At 68.9% G+C, this 16838-nt stretch carries 14 protein-coding genes and 1 tRNA gene; 10 read left to right on the top strand and 5 right to left on the bottom strand.

The annotated features are described in order from the left end of the window. The first annotated feature begins 42 nt into the window (after positions 1-42). From ACFWUY_RS01945 to ACFWUY_RS01975, 7 genes are all read left to right on the top strand, one after another. On the top strand, positions 43-546 hold the full coding sequence (locus tag ACFWUY_RS01945; protein ID WP_384100921.1) for a PaaI family thioesterase: 504 nt from the start codon (positions 43-45) through the stop codon (positions 544-546). 227 nt (positions 547-773) lie between these two features. Further along, a complete protein-coding gene (locus ACFWUY_RS01950; protein ID WP_384100923.1) occupies positions 774-1658 on the top strand; it encodes a trypsin-like serine protease in 885 nt (294 codons plus the stop codon). A 449-nt stretch (positions 1659-2107) separates the two neighbouring features. Further along, complete coding sequence (locus ACFWUY_RS01955; protein WP_384100925.1) at positions 2108-3355, top strand: branched-chain amino acid ABC transporter substrate-binding protein; 1248 nt, start codon at positions 2108-2110, stop codon at positions 3353-3355. Positions 3356-3465: 110 nt separating this feature from the next. Beyond that, positions 3466-4398, top strand: a complete 933-nt coding sequence (locus tag ACFWUY_RS01960; protein ID WP_384100927.1) for a branched-chain amino acid ABC transporter permease — start codon at positions 3466-3468, stop codon at positions 4396-4398. A gap of 5 nt (positions 4399-4403) precedes the next feature. Further along, entirely contained in the window at positions 4404-6173 is a 1770-nt protein-coding gene (locus ACFWUY_RS01965; protein WP_384100929.1) for a branched-chain amino acid ABC transporter permease, read from the top strand. 5 nt (positions 6174-6178) lie between these two features. Further along, on the top strand, positions 6179-7219 hold the full coding sequence (locus ACFWUY_RS01970) for an ABC transporter ATP-binding protein (RefSeq protein ID WP_384100931.1): 1041 nt from the start codon (positions 6179-6181) through the stop codon (positions 7217-7219). Continuing rightward, positions 7216-7932 carry an ABC transporter ATP-binding protein gene (locus ACFWUY_RS01975; protein ID WP_384100933.1) on the top strand — a complete coding sequence of 239 codons (717 nt, stop codon included), beginning with the start codon at positions 7216-7218 and terminating at the stop codon, positions 7930-7932. Before ACFWUY_RS01970 ends, ACFWUY_RS01975 begins: the two co-directional genes overlap by 4 nt. 86 nt (positions 7933-8018) lie before the next feature. On the opposite strand, the gene ACFWUY_RS01980 is transcribed toward ACFWUY_RS01975, so the two are convergent. Beyond that, a complete protein-coding gene (locus tag ACFWUY_RS01980) occupies positions 8019-8675 on the bottom strand; it encodes an ANTAR domain-containing response regulator (RefSeq protein ID WP_384100935.1) in 657 nt (218 codons plus the stop codon). Between the two features lie 93 nt (positions 8676-8768). On the opposite strand from ACFWUY_RS01980, the gene ACFWUY_RS01985 reads away from it, so the two are divergent. Both ACFWUY_RS01985 and ACFWUY_RS01990 read left to right on the top strand, forming a co-directional pair. Continuing rightward, positions 8769-8851, top strand: a tRNA-Leu gene (locus ACFWUY_RS01985). Positions 8852-8936: 85 nt separating this feature from the next. Beyond that, a complete protein-coding gene (locus ACFWUY_RS01990; RefSeq protein ID WP_384100937.1) occupies positions 8937-9725 on the top strand; it encodes a helix-turn-helix domain-containing protein in 789 nt (262 codons plus the stop codon). On the opposite strand, the gene pyk is transcribed toward ACFWUY_RS01990, so the two are convergent. Next, positions 9726-11153 (bottom strand): pyruvate kinase, encoded by a 1428-nt coding sequence (pyk, locus tag ACFWUY_RS01995; RefSeq protein WP_384100939.1) that lies wholly within the window; start codon positions 11151-11153, stop codon positions 9726-9728. 146 nt (positions 11154-11299) lie between these two features. Beyond that, a complete protein-coding gene (locus tag ACFWUY_RS02000; RefSeq protein ID WP_384100941.1) occupies positions 11300-11986 on the bottom strand; it encodes an SIMPL domain-containing protein in 687 nt (228 codons plus the stop codon). 159 nt (positions 11987-12145) lie between these two features. Between ACFWUY_RS02000 and ACFWUY_RS02005 the strand changes: the two genes are divergently transcribed. Next, positions 12146-13945 carry a bifunctional metallophosphatase/5'-nucleotidase gene (locus ACFWUY_RS02005; RefSeq protein ID WP_384100943.1) on the top strand — a complete coding sequence of 600 codons (1800 nt, stop codon included), beginning with the start codon at positions 12146-12148 and terminating at the stop codon, positions 13943-13945. 4 nt (positions 13946-13949) lie between these two features. On the opposite strand, the gene ACFWUY_RS02010 is transcribed toward ACFWUY_RS02005, so the two are convergent. Together ACFWUY_RS02010 and ACFWUY_RS02015 are read right to left on the bottom strand one after the other, a co-directional pair. Next, positions 13950-15362 carry a lysine N(6)-hydroxylase/L-ornithine N(5)-oxygenase family protein gene (locus tag ACFWUY_RS02010; protein ID WP_384100945.1) on the bottom strand — a complete coding sequence of 471 codons (1413 nt, stop codon included), beginning with the start codon at positions 15360-15362 and terminating at the stop codon, positions 13950-13952. Continuing rightward, entirely contained in the window at positions 15359-16741 is a 1383-nt protein-coding gene (locus ACFWUY_RS02015; protein ID WP_384100947.1) for a pyridoxal phosphate-dependent decarboxylase family protein, read from the bottom strand. The genes ACFWUY_RS02010 and ACFWUY_RS02015 overlap by 4 nt, the downstream gene beginning before the upstream one ends. Positions 16742-16838: the final 97 nt, after the last annotated feature.

Genomic DNA, 16838 nt, shown 5'->3' on the forward strand with positions numbered 1-16838 from the left:
GCTCAGGAAGATCAGCCGTACGAAGACGAACGGAGTCGGGCCATGGGTGAACAGCAGCACGTGAAGTTCCCGCAGGAGGTCATCGACGAGTACGCGGCGCTCGGCGTCGACCTCCCGGCCCTCTTCTCGGCCGGGCACCTCGGGAACCGGATGGGCGTCCAGATCCTGGAGGCCTCGGCCGAGCGGGTCGTCGGCACGATGCCGGTGGAGGGGAACACGCAGCCGTACGGCCTGCTGCACGGCGGCGCCTCGGCGGTGCTCGCCGAGACCCTCGGCTCGATCGGCTCGATGCTGCACGGCGGGGTCTCCAAGATCGCGGTCGGCGTCGACCTGAACTGCACCCACCACCGCGGAGCCCGCAGCGGCCTGGTGACCGGCGTGGCCACCCCGGTGCACCGCGGACGGTCCACCGCCACGTACGAGATCGTGATCACCGACGAGCAGGACAAGCGGGTCTGCTCGGCGCGGCTGACCTGCATGCTGCGCGAGATCACCACCAAGGACGCGGGCGACCTGCCGGAGGCGGGCCGCGCCGGGACCGCCTGAGGCGGGCGGCCCCTTCGGGAAGGACGGCGCGGCGCGGGAGGGGTGACCCTCCCGCGCCGCGCCGTTCGCGCACCGGCACACACGCCCCCCACCCTCCCCGCCACGCCCCCTCGCACGCCAACTCCCTTTCCTCCGAACCCTCTTGCCCCACACGGCCACAGCCGCTTCACTGGCGAACCTCCCCCACAGGAGAACACCCGATCCACTCACACACCGAGGGGTTCTTCGTGACCGCCGTTCGCACCACCTACGCGATGACCACCGTCACCGCCGCCGCCTGCGCCGCCGCCCTCGCCACCGCGATCCCGGCCACGGCGATCAACTCGTACAACGCGGCCCCCGCCCCCGAGCGCACCGAGGTCGGCGCGCTCGTCGCGACCTGGGACAACGACGACGACCCGGCGACGCCGGACCGTGTCGGCTGGGTCTGCTCCGGCACCATGATCGACGCGAACACCTTCCTGACGGCCGCGCACTGCACGACGGACTGGCCGGCGAACGTCCGCTTCTACGTCTCGCTCGACCAGGACGTCCAGGGCGGCCTGGACCGGGCGGCGGCCGCCCACCCCGGCGACCCCACCGCCCAGGCCCGCAGCGTGGCCGTCGAGGGCGCCGCCCACAGCCACCCCGCCTACCCCGGCCCCGCCTCCGACACCCATGACATCTCGGTGATCGAGCTGCCCGCCTCCGCCGTGAAGGCCCGGTGGTCCTTCACCCCGGCGACGCTCCCCCGGGCCGGCGCCCTCGACGCGCTCGGCGCACAGGGCCTGAACGACACCTCCTTCGTGGTCGCCGGTTACGGCACCGAGGAGTCGAGGCGCGGCCCGGGCGGACACACCCACCCGGGCGGCGGCGTCCGCATGAAGGCACCGGTCGCCTTCAACGCGCTCAACGACGCCTGGATCCGGCTCGCCATGACCGCGCCCCAGGGGAACGGAGGCGCCTGCTACGGCGACTCCGGCGGCCCCAACTTCGCCACGGTGAACGGAACGTTCACCCTCGTGGCCACCACGATCACCGGCGATACGCCGTGCTACGCCACCAATGTCACGTATCGACTGGACAGTCCCGGTGCGCGTGACTTCCTGAAGCCGTACGTTCAGCTTCCCTGAGGTCCACCGTCACCCTGGGTGACGGTCGTGCGCATGAGGGCCGTCCGGGGCGAAGCAGCCGTTCCGTCCGCTGAGGTTTTGGGCGCTGTCCGATATCCGGAGAGTCGGCCGAGTCCTCCGACAGGAGCAAGATTCACTCAAGCCCCTTAGCGGAACTGCACGTTCTCACTATGTGAACACCGCATTACAGCCCGCTATGCCCCGGTTTACCCCCTCGCTGCACACACTCTTTCCCCGTCGGCATAACAAGACAGTCACATCATGTCCTCGGCGCTCCCCGACCCTCCCCACCTGCGCCTAGAGTCACCGCCAGTCACCGCGCCGCCGGACGCCTTCACTGCACGGCCCGCTCCACCCGTACGGCCCGGCAACGAAAACGGCACCTCTAGCTTCACAGCTTCACGGCACCGCCTCAGCTCGAGGGGGCCGCGCCAGGGAAAGGATTTTTCGTGCGACACCGTTCACTCCTCATCCTCACCAGTGTGCTGACCACAGGTGCGCTCACCCTCACCGCTTGCGGTTCGCGCGACGACAAGGGCGGCTCCGGCGGCGACGGAAACGGTGGCGGTGGCGGCACCACGACCGTCGTCATCGGCGTCGACGCGCCCCTGACCGGCTCCCTCTCCGCCCTCGGCCAGGGCATCAAGAACTCCGCGGACCTGGCGGCCAAGACCGCCAACAAGAACAACGAGGTCCCCGGCGTCACGTTCAAGATCGAGGCCCTGGACGACCAGGCCACGCCGGCCACCGGCAAGGCCAACGCCCTCAAGCTCGTCGGCATGAAGGACGTCCTCGGCGTCGTCGGCCCCCTGAACTCCGGCGTCTCGCAGTCCATGCAGGCCGACTTCGACAAGGCCAACCTCACCCAGGTCTCCCCCGCCAACACCAACCCGTCCCTCTCCCAGGGCGACAACTGGGGCAAGGGCGAGTTCAAGCGTCCGTTCAAGACGTACTTCCGCACCGCCACCACCGACGTCATCCAGGGCAAGTTCGCCGCGAACTACCTGTTCAAGGACGCCGGCAAGAAGAAGGTCTTCGTCGTCAACGACAAGCAGACCTACGGCGCCGGCCTCGCCGCGATCTTCAGCGACGAGTTCAAGCGCCTCGGCGGCACCGTCGTCGGCACGGACTCCGTCACCGTGAAGGAGACGGACTTCTCCGCCACCGCCAACAAGGTCAAGGCCTCGGGCGCCGACTCCGTCTACTTCGGCGGCCAGTACCCCGAGGGCGGTCTGCTCTCCGACCAGATCAAGAAGGCCGGCGCCAAGATCCCCACCATGGGCGGCGACGGCATCTACGACCCCGAGTTCATCAAGGCCTCGGGCGAGGCCAACGACGGTGACCTGGCCACCTCGGTCGGCTACCCCGTCGAGAAGCTCCCCACCGCCAAGAAGTTCATCGAGGACTACAAGGCCGGCGGCTACAAGGACGCGTACGCGGCCTACGGCGGCTACTCCTACGACGCCGCCTGGTCCATCATCCAGGCCGTCAAGGCCGTCGTCGCCGCCAACAACGGCAAGCTGCCCGACGACGCCCGCGCCAAGGTCACCGAGGCCATGGCCAAGGTCTCCTTCGAAGGCGTGACCGGCTCGGTCGCCTTCGACCAGTACGGCGACACCACCAACAAGCAGCTCACCGTCTACCAGGTCAAGAACGGCGCCTGGACCGACGTCAAGTCCGAGACCTTCAAGGACTGACCCCCTCCGGGCCCAGCCCGGAAACCGCACCACACGAACCAAGCCGCGCGAGGGCGCAAACAGCGCCCTCGCGCGGTGTCATATCCGACACGCTCATCGGAGGCCCTGCGGTGAACGAACTGCCGCAACAGCTGGCCGACGGCCTTGCCCTGGGTGCCCTTTACGGGCTCATAGCCATTGGCTACACAATGGTCTACGGCATCGTCCAGCTCATCAACTTCGCCCATGGCGAGATCTTCATGATCGGGGGCTTCGGCGCCCTCACGGCGTACACGATCCTCCCCGACGGCACCGCACTGGCCATCGCCATCCCGGTGATGCTGGTCGGCGGCGCACTGGTCTCCGTGGCCGTGGCCACCGCTGCCGAGCGCTTCGCCTACCGCCCCCTGCGCGGCGCGCCCCGCCTCGCCCCGCTGATCACGGCGATCGGCCTCTCGATCGTCCTCCAGCAGCTCGTCTGGGGCTTCTACCCCGGTGCCAAAAGCCCCGTGAAGTTCCCCGAGTTCAAGGGCGACAGCTTCCAGATCTTCGAGCACCTGGCCATCTCCCGCGCCGACGCGTTCGTCCTCGTCGCCGCCCCCGCGTGCATGCTCGCCCTCGGCATCTTCGTCTCGAAGAGCCGCAGCGGCCGCGCCATGCAGGCAACGGCACAGGACCCGGACACCGCCAAGCTCATGGGCATCAACACCGACCGCATCATCGTGATGGCCTTCGCCATCGGCGCCGCGTTCGCCGCGGTCGCCGCGGTCGCCGAGGGCCTCGACAAGGGCCAGATCCGCTTCGAGATGGGCTTCCTGCTCGGCCTCAAGGCGTTCACCGCCGCCGTACTCGGAGGCATCGGCAACATCTACGGCGCCATGATCGGCGGCGTGGTGCTCGGTCTCGCGGAAACCCTCTCCATCGCCTACGTCGAACACATCCCCGGGATGGCCCAGTTCGGCGGCGGTGCCTGGAAGGACATCTGGGTCTTCTCCCTCCTCATCCTCGTGCTGCTGTTCAGGCCCCAAGGCCTACTCGGACAGCGCGCAGCGGACAGGGCGTGATCGCTATGACGACCGACCTCACCACCCAGCCCGAAGAGTCCGGCACCCCGGCCGACAAGACCCGGCCCACCGGCGCGAAGGCCACCGGCCCGCTGCACTGGGCCCTCGTCGGCGGCGGCATCGCCACCCTCGCCTCGACGTTCCTCGCCTGGACGTACACCTCCGAATTCCCCGGCGACCTCACCGTCAACGGCTACCCCGGCGGCCTCCAGGTCCTCACCCTCGTCGCCGGCGCCCTGCTGACCCTGTTCGCCCTCTCCGCCCTCGGCATCAAGGGCCTCCGCTGGCTCACCCCGGCCGGCTCCACCAAGGCACTCCAGTTCCTCGCACTCGGCGCCTTCGGCACCACCTGGTACACCTTGATCGCCATCACGGTGCAGCTCGGCGGCCTGGCCCACCTGGAACCCGGCGGCTTCGTCGCCGCGGTCGCCACACTCATCCCGCTCGCAGCCTTCCTGCTCCCGGACGACACCCGCAAGCCCGCCCGGCCCAAGGAGATCCCCTCCTGGGCGGAGATCCTCATCCTCGTCGCCGCGTTCGCCATCGGCATGTACGCGGTCACCTACGGCATCTCCACCGAGTACGGCGAGCTGTTCATCGGCTACCTGCTCCTCGCGGGCTTCGGCGCGGCGGCCTTCAACAAGTCCGGCCTCATGGGCCGCGTCTCGGCAGTCGCCTCCAAGAACAGGCAGGTCGCCGCCACCGCCGCGTTCGTCGCCGCCGCCGCGTTCCCCTTCACCCAGACCACGGACACGTTCACCGTCATCGCGGTCAACATCCTGATCTTCGCGACCGTCGCACTCGGCCTCAACGTCGTCGTCGGCCTCGCAGGACTCCTGGACCTCGGTTACGTCGCGTTCCTCGGCGTCGGCGCCTACACGGCCGCCCTCGTCTCCGGCTCCACGGCCTCCGCCTTCGACATCCAGCTGCCCTTCTGGGCAGCCATGATCCTCGGCGCGATCGTCGCCCTCGTCTTCGGCGTCGTCATCGGCGCACCGACCCTGCGGCTCCACGGCGACTACCTCGCCATCGTGACGCTCGGCTTCGGTGAGATCTTCCGCATCACCGTCAACAACATGGACGGCGACAACGGACCCCAGATCACCAACGGCCCGAACGGCATCCCGAACATCCCCGCGCTGAACCTCTTCGGCTACGACTTCGGCCAGACCCACACCATCCTCGGCGTCGAGATCAGCTCCTACGCCAACTACTACCTGCTCATGCTGCTGGTGATGGTGTTCGTCGTCCTGGTCTTCAGCCGGGCACAGGACTCCCGCATCGGCCGCGCCTGGGTCGCCATCCGCGAGGACGAGACCGCCGCCACCGCCATGGGCATCAACGGCTTCCGGGTCAAGCTCATCGCCTTCGCCCTCGGCGCCACCCTCGCCGGCGTCGCCGGCACCGTCCAGGCCCACTTCCAGGGCACGGTCCTCCCCGAGATGTACGTGTTCGCCGGCCCCGTCGCCCCGAACTCCGCATTCCTCCTGGCAGCCGTGATCCTCGGCGGCATGGGCACCATCCGCGGCCCCCTCCTCGGCGCCGCACTGCTCTTCCTGATCCCCGAGAAGCTGGCCTTCCTCAAGGACTACCAGCTGCTCGCCTTCGGCCTCGCACTCATCCTCCTGATGCGCTTCCGCCCGGAGGGACTCATCCCCAACCGGCGCGCCCAGCTGGAGTACCACGAGCACGACGAGGACGCCGGCAACCTGGACGTACCGGAGCAGCGGCCCGCCGCCGACCCCATCGTCGGAACCTCGAAGGCGGGTGCGTGAACGCCATGACCACGACCACCACGGCCACGGCCGCCACCGTCCTCGACGCCAGCGGCGTCACCATGCGCTTCGGCGGCCTCACCGCCGTACGCGGAGTGGACCTCACCGTCCGCGAAGGCGAGATCGTCGGCCTCATCGGCCCCAACGGCGCCGGCAAGACGACCTTCTTCAACTGCCTCACCGGCCTGTACGTCCCCACCGAAGGCCAGGTCAGCTACAAGGGAACGGTCCTCCCGCCCAAGCCCCACCTGGTCACCAAGGCCGGCATCGCCCGCACCTTCCAGAACATCCGCCTCTTCTCCAACATGACGGTCCTGGAGAACGTCCTCGTCGGACGCCACACCCGGACCAAGGAGGGCCTCTGGTCCGCGCTGCTGCGCGGACCCGGCTTCAAGAAGGCCGAAGCCGCCTCCCACGACCGGGCCATGGAACTCCTCGAGTTCGTCGGCCTGGCCGCCAAGGCGGACCACCTGGCACGCAACCTGCCCTACGGCGAACAGCGCAAGCTGGAAATCGCCCGCGCACTCGCCAGCGACCCCGGCCTCCTCCTCCTCGACGAGCCGACCGCCGGCATGAACCAGAGCGAGACCCGCACCACCGAGGAACTCGTCTTCGCCATCCGCGACCGCGGCATCGCCGTCCTCGTCATCGAGCACGACATGAAGTTCATCTTCAAGCTGTGCGACCGAGTGGCCGTCCTCGTCCAGGGCGAGAAGCTCGTCGAAGGCACCGCCGAAGTCGTCCAGGGCGACGAACGAGTCGTCGCCGCCTACCTGGGCACGCCCTTCGAAGGCGCGCCCGGCGCGGAAGAAGCCGCCGAGGTCGAGGCCGCCGAGGCACACGCGGCCGAGGCGACGGACGAAACGACCGCCGACGCCGACTCCGACGCTCCGGCCGAGGACGAGGCCGACGACGCCGACGACGACGGCCCGGCCGCCCCGACGACCGAGGACGCGGCCGAGACCGCAGACACGGACACGGACGCGGACGCGACCGAGGCCAAGGCCAAGGACGCGGACAGCACCACCGAAGGAGACTCCAAGTGACCACACTCCTCGAAGTCGAGGACCTCAAGGTCGCCTACGGCAAGATCGAAGCCGTCAAGGGCATCTCCTTCACCGTGAAGACCGGCCAGGTCGTCAGCCTCATCGGCACCAACGGCGCGGGCAAGACCACCACCCTGCGCACCCTCTCGGGACTGATCAAGCCCACCAGCGGCACCATCACCTTCGACGGCCAGGTGCTCAACGGCATCCCCGCCCACAAGGTGGTCTCGCTGGGCCTGGCCCACTCCCCCGAGGGCCGGCACATCTTCCCCAAGCTGACCATCGCCGAGAACCTCCAGCTGGGCGCCTTCCTCCGCAAGGACAAGGACGGCATCGAGAAGGACATCCAGAAGTCCTACGACCTCTTCCCCATCCTGGGCGAGCGCCGCAAGCAGGCCGCGGGCACCCTCTCCGGCGGTGAGCAGCAGATGCTGGCCATGGGCAGGGCACTCATGTCCCGACCCAAGCTGCTGATGCTCGACGAGCCCTCCATGGGCCTCTCCCCGATCATGATGCAGAAGATCATGGAGACCATCGCGACCCTCAAGTCCGAGGGCATGACCATCCTGCTCATCGAGCAGAACGCGCAGGCCGCGCTCTCGCTCGCGGACCAGGGCTACGTCCTCGAGGTCGGCAAGATCAAACTGTCCGGCACCGGTCAGGACCTGCTCCACGACGACGAGGTCCGCAAGACCTACCTCGGCGAGGAGTAAGACACCCCCGCAGACAAGAAGGCCCGCCCCACAGCGACGTGGAGCGGGCCTTCTTCTGTACGGATGTACGGAGTACGGGTACGGGACTACTGCCCCTTGGCCGCCTTCTTCTCCTCGGCGTCCTCGATCACAGCCTCCGCCACCTGCTGCATCGACATACGACGGTCCATCGACGTCTTCTGGATCCAACGGAACGCCGCCGGCTCCGTCAGCCCGTACTGCGTCTGCAGGATCGACTTCGCACGGTCCACCAGCTTCCGCGTCTCCAGACGCTGGGAGAGGTCCGCGACCTCCTTCTCCAGCGCACGCAGCTCCGAGAAGCGGGACACCGCCATCTCGATGGCCGGCACCACGTCACTCTTGCTGAACGGCTTCACCAGGTACGCCATGGCACCGGCGTCCCGCGCCCGCTCGACCAGCTCCCGCTGCGAGAAGGCGGTGAGCATGAGAACCGGGGCGATGGACTCGCCGGCGATCTGCTCGGCCGCCGAGATGCCGTCCAGGACGGGCATCTTCACGTCGAGGATGACGAGGTCGGGCCGGTGCTCACGGGCGAGGTCGACGGCCGTCTTGCCGTCACCGGCCTCACCGACGACCAGGTAGCCCTCTTCCTCCAGCATCTCTTTGAGGTCGAGGCGGATGAGGGCCTCGTCCTCGGCGATGACGACACGGGTCGTCAGCGGCGGGACGTGCGACGTGTCGGCGGCGTCGTCGGCGGGCTGGGGCGACTCGGGGGCGGTCACGGGAGCTCCTCGTTGCGGGGCAGTGCGCTGCATGAAGAAGCCTACCTAGCTGCTGGCCAGACCGGTGACCGGGTACACTCCGACTGGCACCCTGCCGGGTTGGCGGAATGGCAGACGCTGATGTCTCAAACACATCTGTCCGAAAGGGCGTGCGGGTTCGAATCCCGCACCCGGCACTGGTCTCCGAAGCGGACGTTCACCTTCGCGTGAATGTCCGCTTTTTGCTGCGCACAGCGACGGATCCTTGCTCAGAGTGATCGCGTGAACTTTCACGGCACAGAAGTGCGACAGCGGGCGCTCACGCTACTGCGCGACGGCGCCAAAAACGCGGATGTGGCTCGCAAGCTCAACGTCCCAAAGGGCACCATCAGCTACTGGAAACACGAGGACCGCGCAAAGCGTGGCGAGTGCCCAGGGCGGCCCGACCCGAAATGCCCCCGCTGTGACGGGCGGGCGTTGGGCGAGGCGGCGTACGCGTACCTGCTAGGGCTCTACCTTGGCGACGGACATATCAGCCAGTACTCGTCTCACCGGGCACCAAGCCTCATGATCAGCCTCGATGACGCCTGGCCCGGGGTACAGAACGAGGCCGAGATCGCCATGCGTCGGGTGTTCCCGGACAACGCCACATGCCGCGTGCGGAGGAAAGGCTGCCACAACGTGAAGGTGTACTCACTGCATCTTGCCTGCCTTTTCCCGCAGCACGGGCCCGGGAAGAAGCACGAGCGGCTCATCGCCCTGGAGCCGTGGCAGCAAGGGATCGTGGCCGAGCACCCTTGGGAGTTCATCCGCGGCCTCATCCACTCCGACGGGTGCCGGATCACCAACTGGACCACGCGCCTCGTCGGGGGCGAGCGGAAGCGGTACGAGTACCCCCGGTACTTCTTCACCAACAAGTCCGACGACATCCGGAAGCTGTTCGGCGACGCCCTCGACAGGGTCGGTGTCGAATGGACGACCACCCGTCGCGGCACCGACCCGTTCAACATCTCCGTCGCCCGCAAGGCCTCCGTCGCGCTCATGGACCTGCACGTGGGGGCCAAGCACTGACTACGTCAGCGGGTCGCCGATGTGGTGGACCCTGACCAGGTTCGTCGAGCCCGCGACGCCCGGCGGGGAGCCGGCCGTGATGACCACGATGTCGCCCGGCCGGCAGCGGCCGATCCTGAGCAGTTCCTCGTCGACCTGGGCCACCATCGCGTCCGTCGAGTCGACGTGCGGGCCGAGGAAGGTCTCGACGCCCCACGTGAGGTTGAGCTGGGAGCGGGTGGCCGGGTCCGGGGTGAAGGCGAGGAGGGGGATCGGGGAGCGGTAGCGGGAGAGTCGTTTGACGGTGTCGCCGGACTGGGTGAAGGCGACGAGGAACTTGGCTCCGAGGAAGTCGCCCATCTCGGCGGCGGCTCGGGCGACGGCGCCGCCCTGGGTGCGGGGCTTGTTGCGGTCGGTCAGCGGGGGCAGGCCCTTGGCGAGGACGTCTTCCTCCGCGGCCTCCACGATGCGGCTCATGGTGCGGACCGTCTCGATGGGGTAGCGGCCGACGCTGGTCTCGCCGGAGAGCATGACCGCGTCGGTGCCGTCGATGACGGCGTTGGCGACGTCGCTGGCTTCGGCGCGGGTGGGGCGGGAGTTGTCGATCATCGAGTCGAGCATCTGGGTGGCGACGATGACGGGTTTGGCGTTGCGCTTGGCGAGTTTGACGGCGCGCTTCTGGACGATCGGGACTTGTTCGAGGGGCATTTCGACGCCGAGGTCGCCGCGGGCGACCATGATGCCGTCGAAGGCGGCGACGATCTCGTCGATGTTGTCGACGGCCTGGGGCTTCTCGATCTTGGCGATGACGGGGAGGCGGCGGCCTTCCTCGTCCATGATCCGGTGGACGTCGACGATGTCGCGGGCGCTGCGGACGAAGGAGAGGGCGATGACGTCGGCGCCGGTGCGGAGTGCCCAGCGGAGGTCTTCGATGTCCTTCTCGGAGAGGGCGGGGACGGAGACGGCGACGCCGGGGAGGTTGAGGCCCTTGTGGTCGGAGACCATGCCGCCCTCGACGACGAGGGTGTTGACGCGGGGTCCTTCGACGGAGGTGACTTCGAGGGTGACGCGGCCGTCGTCGACGAGGATGCGTTCGCCGGTGGTGACGTCGGTGGCGAGGCCGGGGTAGGTGGTTCCGCAGCTGTGGCGGTCGCCTTCCATGGGTTCGACGGTGATGGTGAACGCGTCGCCGCGTTCAAGGAGTACGGGGCCTTCGCGGAAGCGGCCGAGGCGGATCTTCGGGCCTTGAAGGTCGGCGAGGACGCCGACGCTGCGGCCGGTCTCGTCGGAGGCTTTGCGTACGTGCTGGTAGCGCTCTTCGTGTTCGGCGTAGGTGCCGTGGCTGAGGTTGAATCGGGCCACGTCCATTCCGGCCTCGATCAACGCCTTGATCTGGTCGTATGTTTCGGTGGCGGGCCCAAGGGTGCAGACGATTTTCGCTCGGCGCATGGGTCGAGCCTAGGGCTTACCCATCAGTAGCGAGTTGGCGTGACATGACTACTCAACAACCTTTCCGTGAAAGGCTGTTGACAAGTCTTGAATCTGTGCGGCGGGGTGCTCTGATGAGCGTTTTCGATGTTCTGGTGCCGCTCGTCTCAGAGGGTGGGCGGCCGCATGGTGAAGCGTGCGACGACCTCGGCCGTGACGGTCTGTCGTTGTGGTTCGAGGTCGAGGGGCGGGGTCTCGCCGGCGGCTTCCGCCGCGAAGGCGATGCGGTGGGTGCCGGGGAAGGCGGGGGGCATCGACATGTCGGGTCCGCCGAGTCCGGCGTCCGAGAGTTCGATGAGTGAGGTGAGGGTGGTGCCGAGTGCTTCGGCGTACGCGCGGGCTCGTCGTACGGCCTCGGTGACGGCGAGCCGTCGGGCCTCGGCGTAGGCCGGGGAGTCGGGTCGCAGTTCCCACCAGGGTCCGTCGACGCTGGTCATCTCCAGGTCGGCGAGTCGGGTGACGAGTTCTCCGAGGGCGGTGAAGTCGGTCAGTTCGGCCGTCACGCGGACCCGGCCGACGTAGGCGTGGACGCGTTCCGCGCGGCCGCGTCTGCCGAGTTCGGGGGAGATCGAGAGTCTGCCCGTCTCGAGGCGTTCGATCGTGTCTCCCTGTGCCTTGACCAGGTCGAGTACGCGGGCGTTGCGTCGGGTCAGGTCGGTGAGGGTCGCCGAGCGGTCGGTGCCGCGTGCGGAGACGGTCAGCCAGACGCGGGCGAGTTCGGGGTCGACCTCCAGGCGTCCTTCGCCTCGGACGGTCACCTGGGGCGCGTCCGGGGTCGCGTGTTCCTGTGGCATGTCCTGGCTCCTCCGTGTTCGGTGGCGAGCGTCCTCCGAACACTTTCCCACTCCGTAACCCGGGAGGTCTGTTGTCGGCGTGCCGTCTGAGCCAGAATCTACGCGCGTTGTGCGCCATGGTCGGCGCGGGCGTCACAGAACCACAAGGGGAGAGAACACATGCCGCTGAACCGCAGGACGTTTTTGGAGCGCTCGGCCGCCGCCGGGGCCGGAGTGGCCGTCGCCGGAGCCGTAGCCGTTCCCGCCGAGGCCCACGTCCCCGGCCGCCCGCGTCCGCAGAAGCGGTACTCCTTCACCGTGATGGGCACCACCGACCTGCACGGCAACGTCTTCAACTGGGACTACTTCACGGACAGGGAGTTCGACGACAAGGCGCACAACGACATCGGTCTCGCTAAGATCTCCACGCTGGTCGACCAGGTCCGTGCGGCCAAGGGCCGTCGCAACACCCTCCTGATCGACGCCGGTGACACCATCCAGGGCACGCAGCTGTCGTACTACTACGCCAAGGTCGATCCGATCACCCGGGCCGGGGGTCCTGTCCATCCGATGGCGCAGGCCATGAACGCCATCGGCTACGACGCCGCCGCGCTCGGCAACCACGAGTTCAACTACGGCATACCGGTGCTGCGGAAGTTCGAGGAGCAGTGTGACTTCCCGCTGCTCGGTGCGAACGCGCTCGACGCGAAGACCCTGCGTCCGGCTTTTCCGCCGTACAGCATGCACTGTCTGCGTACCCCGCACGGCAGGGACGTGAAGGTCGCGGTGCTGGGTCTGACCAATCCGGGCATCGCCATCTGGGACAAGGCGAACGTCACGGGGAAGATGGTCTTCCCGGGTCTGGAGGAGCAGGCCGCGAAGTGGGTGCCGAAGCTGCGGTCGATGGGTGCGGACGTGGTCGTCGTCTCGGCGCACTCGGGTTCGAGTGGTACGTCTTCGTACGGTGACCAGCTTCCGCACATCGAGAACGCGGCGGGGCTCGTCGCCGAGCAGGTGCCGGGGATCGACGCGATTCTCGTCGGTCACGCGCACACCGAGATCCCGGAGTGCCGGGTGAGGAACAAGGAGACCGGGAAGGACGTCGTCCTGTCGGAGCCGCTGAAGTGGGGTCAGCGTCTCACCCTCTTCGATTTCGACCTGGTGTGGGAGAAGGGCCGCTGGGTGGTCGAGAAGGTCGGCGCGCAGGTCCTGAACTCGAACGCGGTGGCGGAGGACCCGGAGATCACGGGGCTGCTTGCGGACGAGCACAGGAAGGTCGTGGCGTACGTCAACCAGGTGATCGGTACGTCGACGGCCGCGATGACCACGGCGGACGCGCCGTGGAAGGACGAGCCGATCATCGATCTGATCAATGTCGTCCAGGCGGAGACGGTGAAGGCGGCTCTGGCGGGTGGCGCGTACGCGGATCTGCCGGTGTTGTCGCAGGCCTCCTGCTTCTCGCGTACGGCGCGGATTCCGGCCGGTCAGGTGACCATCAAGGACGCGGCCGGTCTGTATCCCTTCGAGAACACGCTGGAGGCGCGTCTGATGACGGGGGCCCAGCTGAAGGAGTACCTGGAGTACTCGGCGAAGTACTACGTCCTGACTCCGGCGGGGGCGCCGGTGGAGACGGCGAAGCTGACCAACGCGGACGGCACCCCGGACTACAACTACGACGCGGTGTCGGGTCTGACGTACGAGATCGACATCGCGAAGCCGGCGGGGTCGCGGATCGTGAACCTGTCCTTCGGGGGTGCGCCGATCGATCCGGTGGCGAGGTTCGTCCTCGCGGTGAACAACTACCGGGCGAGTGGTGGCGGCGCGTTCCCGCACGTCGCGAACGCTCAGCAGCTGTGGGCGAACTCGGACGAGATCCGTAACACGATCATCCAGTGGGTGACGGCGAAGGGGACGGTGGACCCGGGGCAGTTCGCGTCGGTGGACTGGAAGCTGACCCGGGACGGTGTGCCGGTGTTCTAGTACCTCACTGTTGTACGAGGGGCGTCAGCTTCCTGTCCTGGGACGGGATGCTCGGCGCCTCTCGTGTTTCCAGGCCGAAGCTGGTGAAGGCGGTGCGGCGGGGCAGTGGGTAGGGCTCCTTGCCGGTGATGGAGTTGAGGATGGTGGCGCTGCGCCAGGCGGCGAGGCCGAGGTCGGGGGCGCCGACGCCGTGGGTGTGCTTCTCGGCGTTCTGGACGTGGACGGCGCCGGTGACGGAGGGGTCGAGGACGAGGCGGTAGTGCTGGTCGATCCGGGCGCGGCCGGCGGAGTCGTGGCGGAGGTAGGGGTCGAGGCCGGCGAGCATGCGGTCGACGGGGCGTTCGCGGTAGCCGGTGGCGAGGACGACGGCGTCGGTGGTGAGGCGGGTGCGGGTGCCTTGCTGGAGGTGTTCGAGGTGGAGTTCGACCTGGGTGGTGGCGACGCGGCCGGCGGTGCGGACGCGGACGCCGGGGGTGAGGACGGCGTCGGGCCAGCCGCCGTGGAGGGTGCGGCGGTAGAGCTCGTCGTGGATGGCGGTGATGGTGTCGGTGTCGATGCCTTTGTGGAGTTGCCATTGGCGGGGGACGAGTTCGGCGCGGGTCGGTTCGGGGAGGCCGTGGAAGTAGCGGGTGTAGTCGGGGGTGAAGTGTTCGAGGCCGAGTTTGGAGTACTCCATGGGGGCGAAGGCTTCGGTGCGGGCGAGCCAGTGGATCTTCTCGGCTCCGGCGGGGCGGGCTCTGAGGAGGTCGAGGAAGACTTCGGCTCCGGACTGGCCGGAGCCGATGACGGTGACGTGGCCGGCGGCGAGGAGTGTCTCGCGGTGGGTGAGGTAGTCGGCGGAGTGGAAGACGGGGACGCCGGGGGCGTCGGCGAGGGGTTTGAGGGGTTCGGGGACGTAGGGCTCGGTGCCGACGCCGAGGACGACGTTGTGGGTGTAGGCGCGTCCGAGGGCTTCGGCTTCGCCGTCGGGGTCGATCTGGGTGAAGTCGACTTCGAAGAGGTGTCGTTCGGGGTTCCAGCGGATGGAGTCGACCTGGTGGCCGAAGTGGAGTCCGGGGAGGTGTTCGCTGACCCAGCGGCAGTAGGCGTCGTACTCGGCGCGCTGGATGTGGAATTTCTCGGCGAAGTAGAAGGGGAAGAGGCGTTCGCGGGCCTTCAGGTAGTTGAGGAAGGTCCAGGGGCTGGCGGGGTCGGCGAGGGTGACCAGGTCGGCGAGGAAGGGGACCTGGAGGGTGGCGCCGTCGATGAGGAGGCCGGGGTGCCAGTGGAAGGCGGGTTTCTGCTCGTAGAAGGTGGCGGTGAGGCCGCCGGGGACGCCCTGGGCGAGGGCGGCGAGCGAGAGGTTGAAGGGGCCGATGCCGACGCCCACGAGGTCGTGGGGCCGGTCGAGGTCGTCCTTCGGGGTGCTGCCGGTCATCGGTGCGTGCCGCCTTCCACGAGGGTGAGGATCTGTGCCAGGTCGTCGGGGGTGGTGTGGGGGTTGAGCAGGGTGGCTTTGAGCCAGAGGCGGCCGTCGGCGTGGGCGCGGCCGAGGACGGCGCGGCCTTCGGTGAGGAGGGTGCGGCGGATCGCGGCGACGGTGTCGTCGTCGGCGCCGGTCGGCCGGAAGAGGACGGTGGTGAGGGTGGGCCGGGCCCGCAGGTCGAGTCGTGGTGTCTTCTCGACGAGGTCGGCGAGGTCCTGGGCGAGGTTCATGCAGGTGTCGACGAGGGTGGCGAGGCCGGTGCGGCCGAGGGCGCGGAGGGTGACGGCCGTCTTGAGGACGTCGGGGCGGCGGGTGGTGCGCAGGGAGCGGCCGAGGAGGTCGGGGAGTCCGGCGTCGGTGTCGTCGTCGGCGTTGAGGTAGTCGGCGGTGTGGCCGAGGACGGCGAGGTCGGCGGCGTCGCGTACGGCGAGGAGTCCGGCGGCGGCCGGTTGCCAGCCGAGTTTGTGGAGGTCGACGGTGACGGTTCGGGCGCGGTCGAGGCCGTGGAGGAGGTGGCGGTGGGTGGGGCTGAAGAGGACGGGGCCGCCGTAGGCGGCGTCGACGTGGAGTTCGGCGCCGTGGGTCTCGCACGTGTCGGCGATGTCGGGCAGCGGGTCGATCAGGCCTTCGTCGGTGGTGCCCGCGGTGGCGGCGACGAGAGCGGGGCCGGGGATCGTCGCCAGGGCCTCGTCGAGGGCGGCGGGGTCCATCGTGCCGTTCGGGGTGGGGACGGTGAGCGGGGCGGGCAGGCCGAGGAGCCAGGCGGCGCGGTGGAAGGAGTGGTGGGCGTTGGCGCCGACGACGGTGCGGAGGGTCGGGCCGTGGCGTTCTCTGGCGAGGAGCAGGGCGAGTTGGTTGGACTCGGTGCCGCCGGTGGTGACGAGGGCGTCGGGGTGGTGGGCGGTCGGGTGGATCTCGGCGGCGAGGGCTGCGGTGACCTGGGCTTCGAGGGCGGAGGCTGCGGGTGCCTGGTCCCAGGAGTCCATGGAGGGGTTGAGCGCGGAGGCGGCGAGGTCGGCGGCGGTGGCGAGGGCGAGGGGTGGGGTGTGGAGGTGGGCGGCGCAGAGGGGGTGGGCGGGGTCGGCGGCGCCGGCGGTGAGGGTGTGGACGATCGTCGCCAGGGCCTCGTGGGGGTCGGTGCCGTGTTCCGGCAGGGCTTCGCCCAGTGCCTCGCGCATCTGGCGTGCCACGGTCTCGGGGCCGCCGGCGGGGAGGGGGCCGCCGCGCTGTTCCGCGCCGGTGCGAAGGGCGTCGAGGACGGTGTTCAGGAGGGGGCGGAGGGCGTCGGGGCCGGGGGTGGCTCCGGCCAGGGGTGGGGGTGCGGCACGCATGGACGACAGGGTGCCGGGGTTTTAGGTGGTGTGTCCGGAGACGGCCTCCGCGTGACCCGAACGGGGGACAGGGACTCGACGGGGCGCCGCGGAGGGG

The organism is Streptomyces sp. NPDC058664 (genome assembly GCF_042716635.1).
GTDB lineage: Bacteria > Actinomycetota > Actinomycetes > Streptomycetales > Streptomycetaceae > Streptomyces.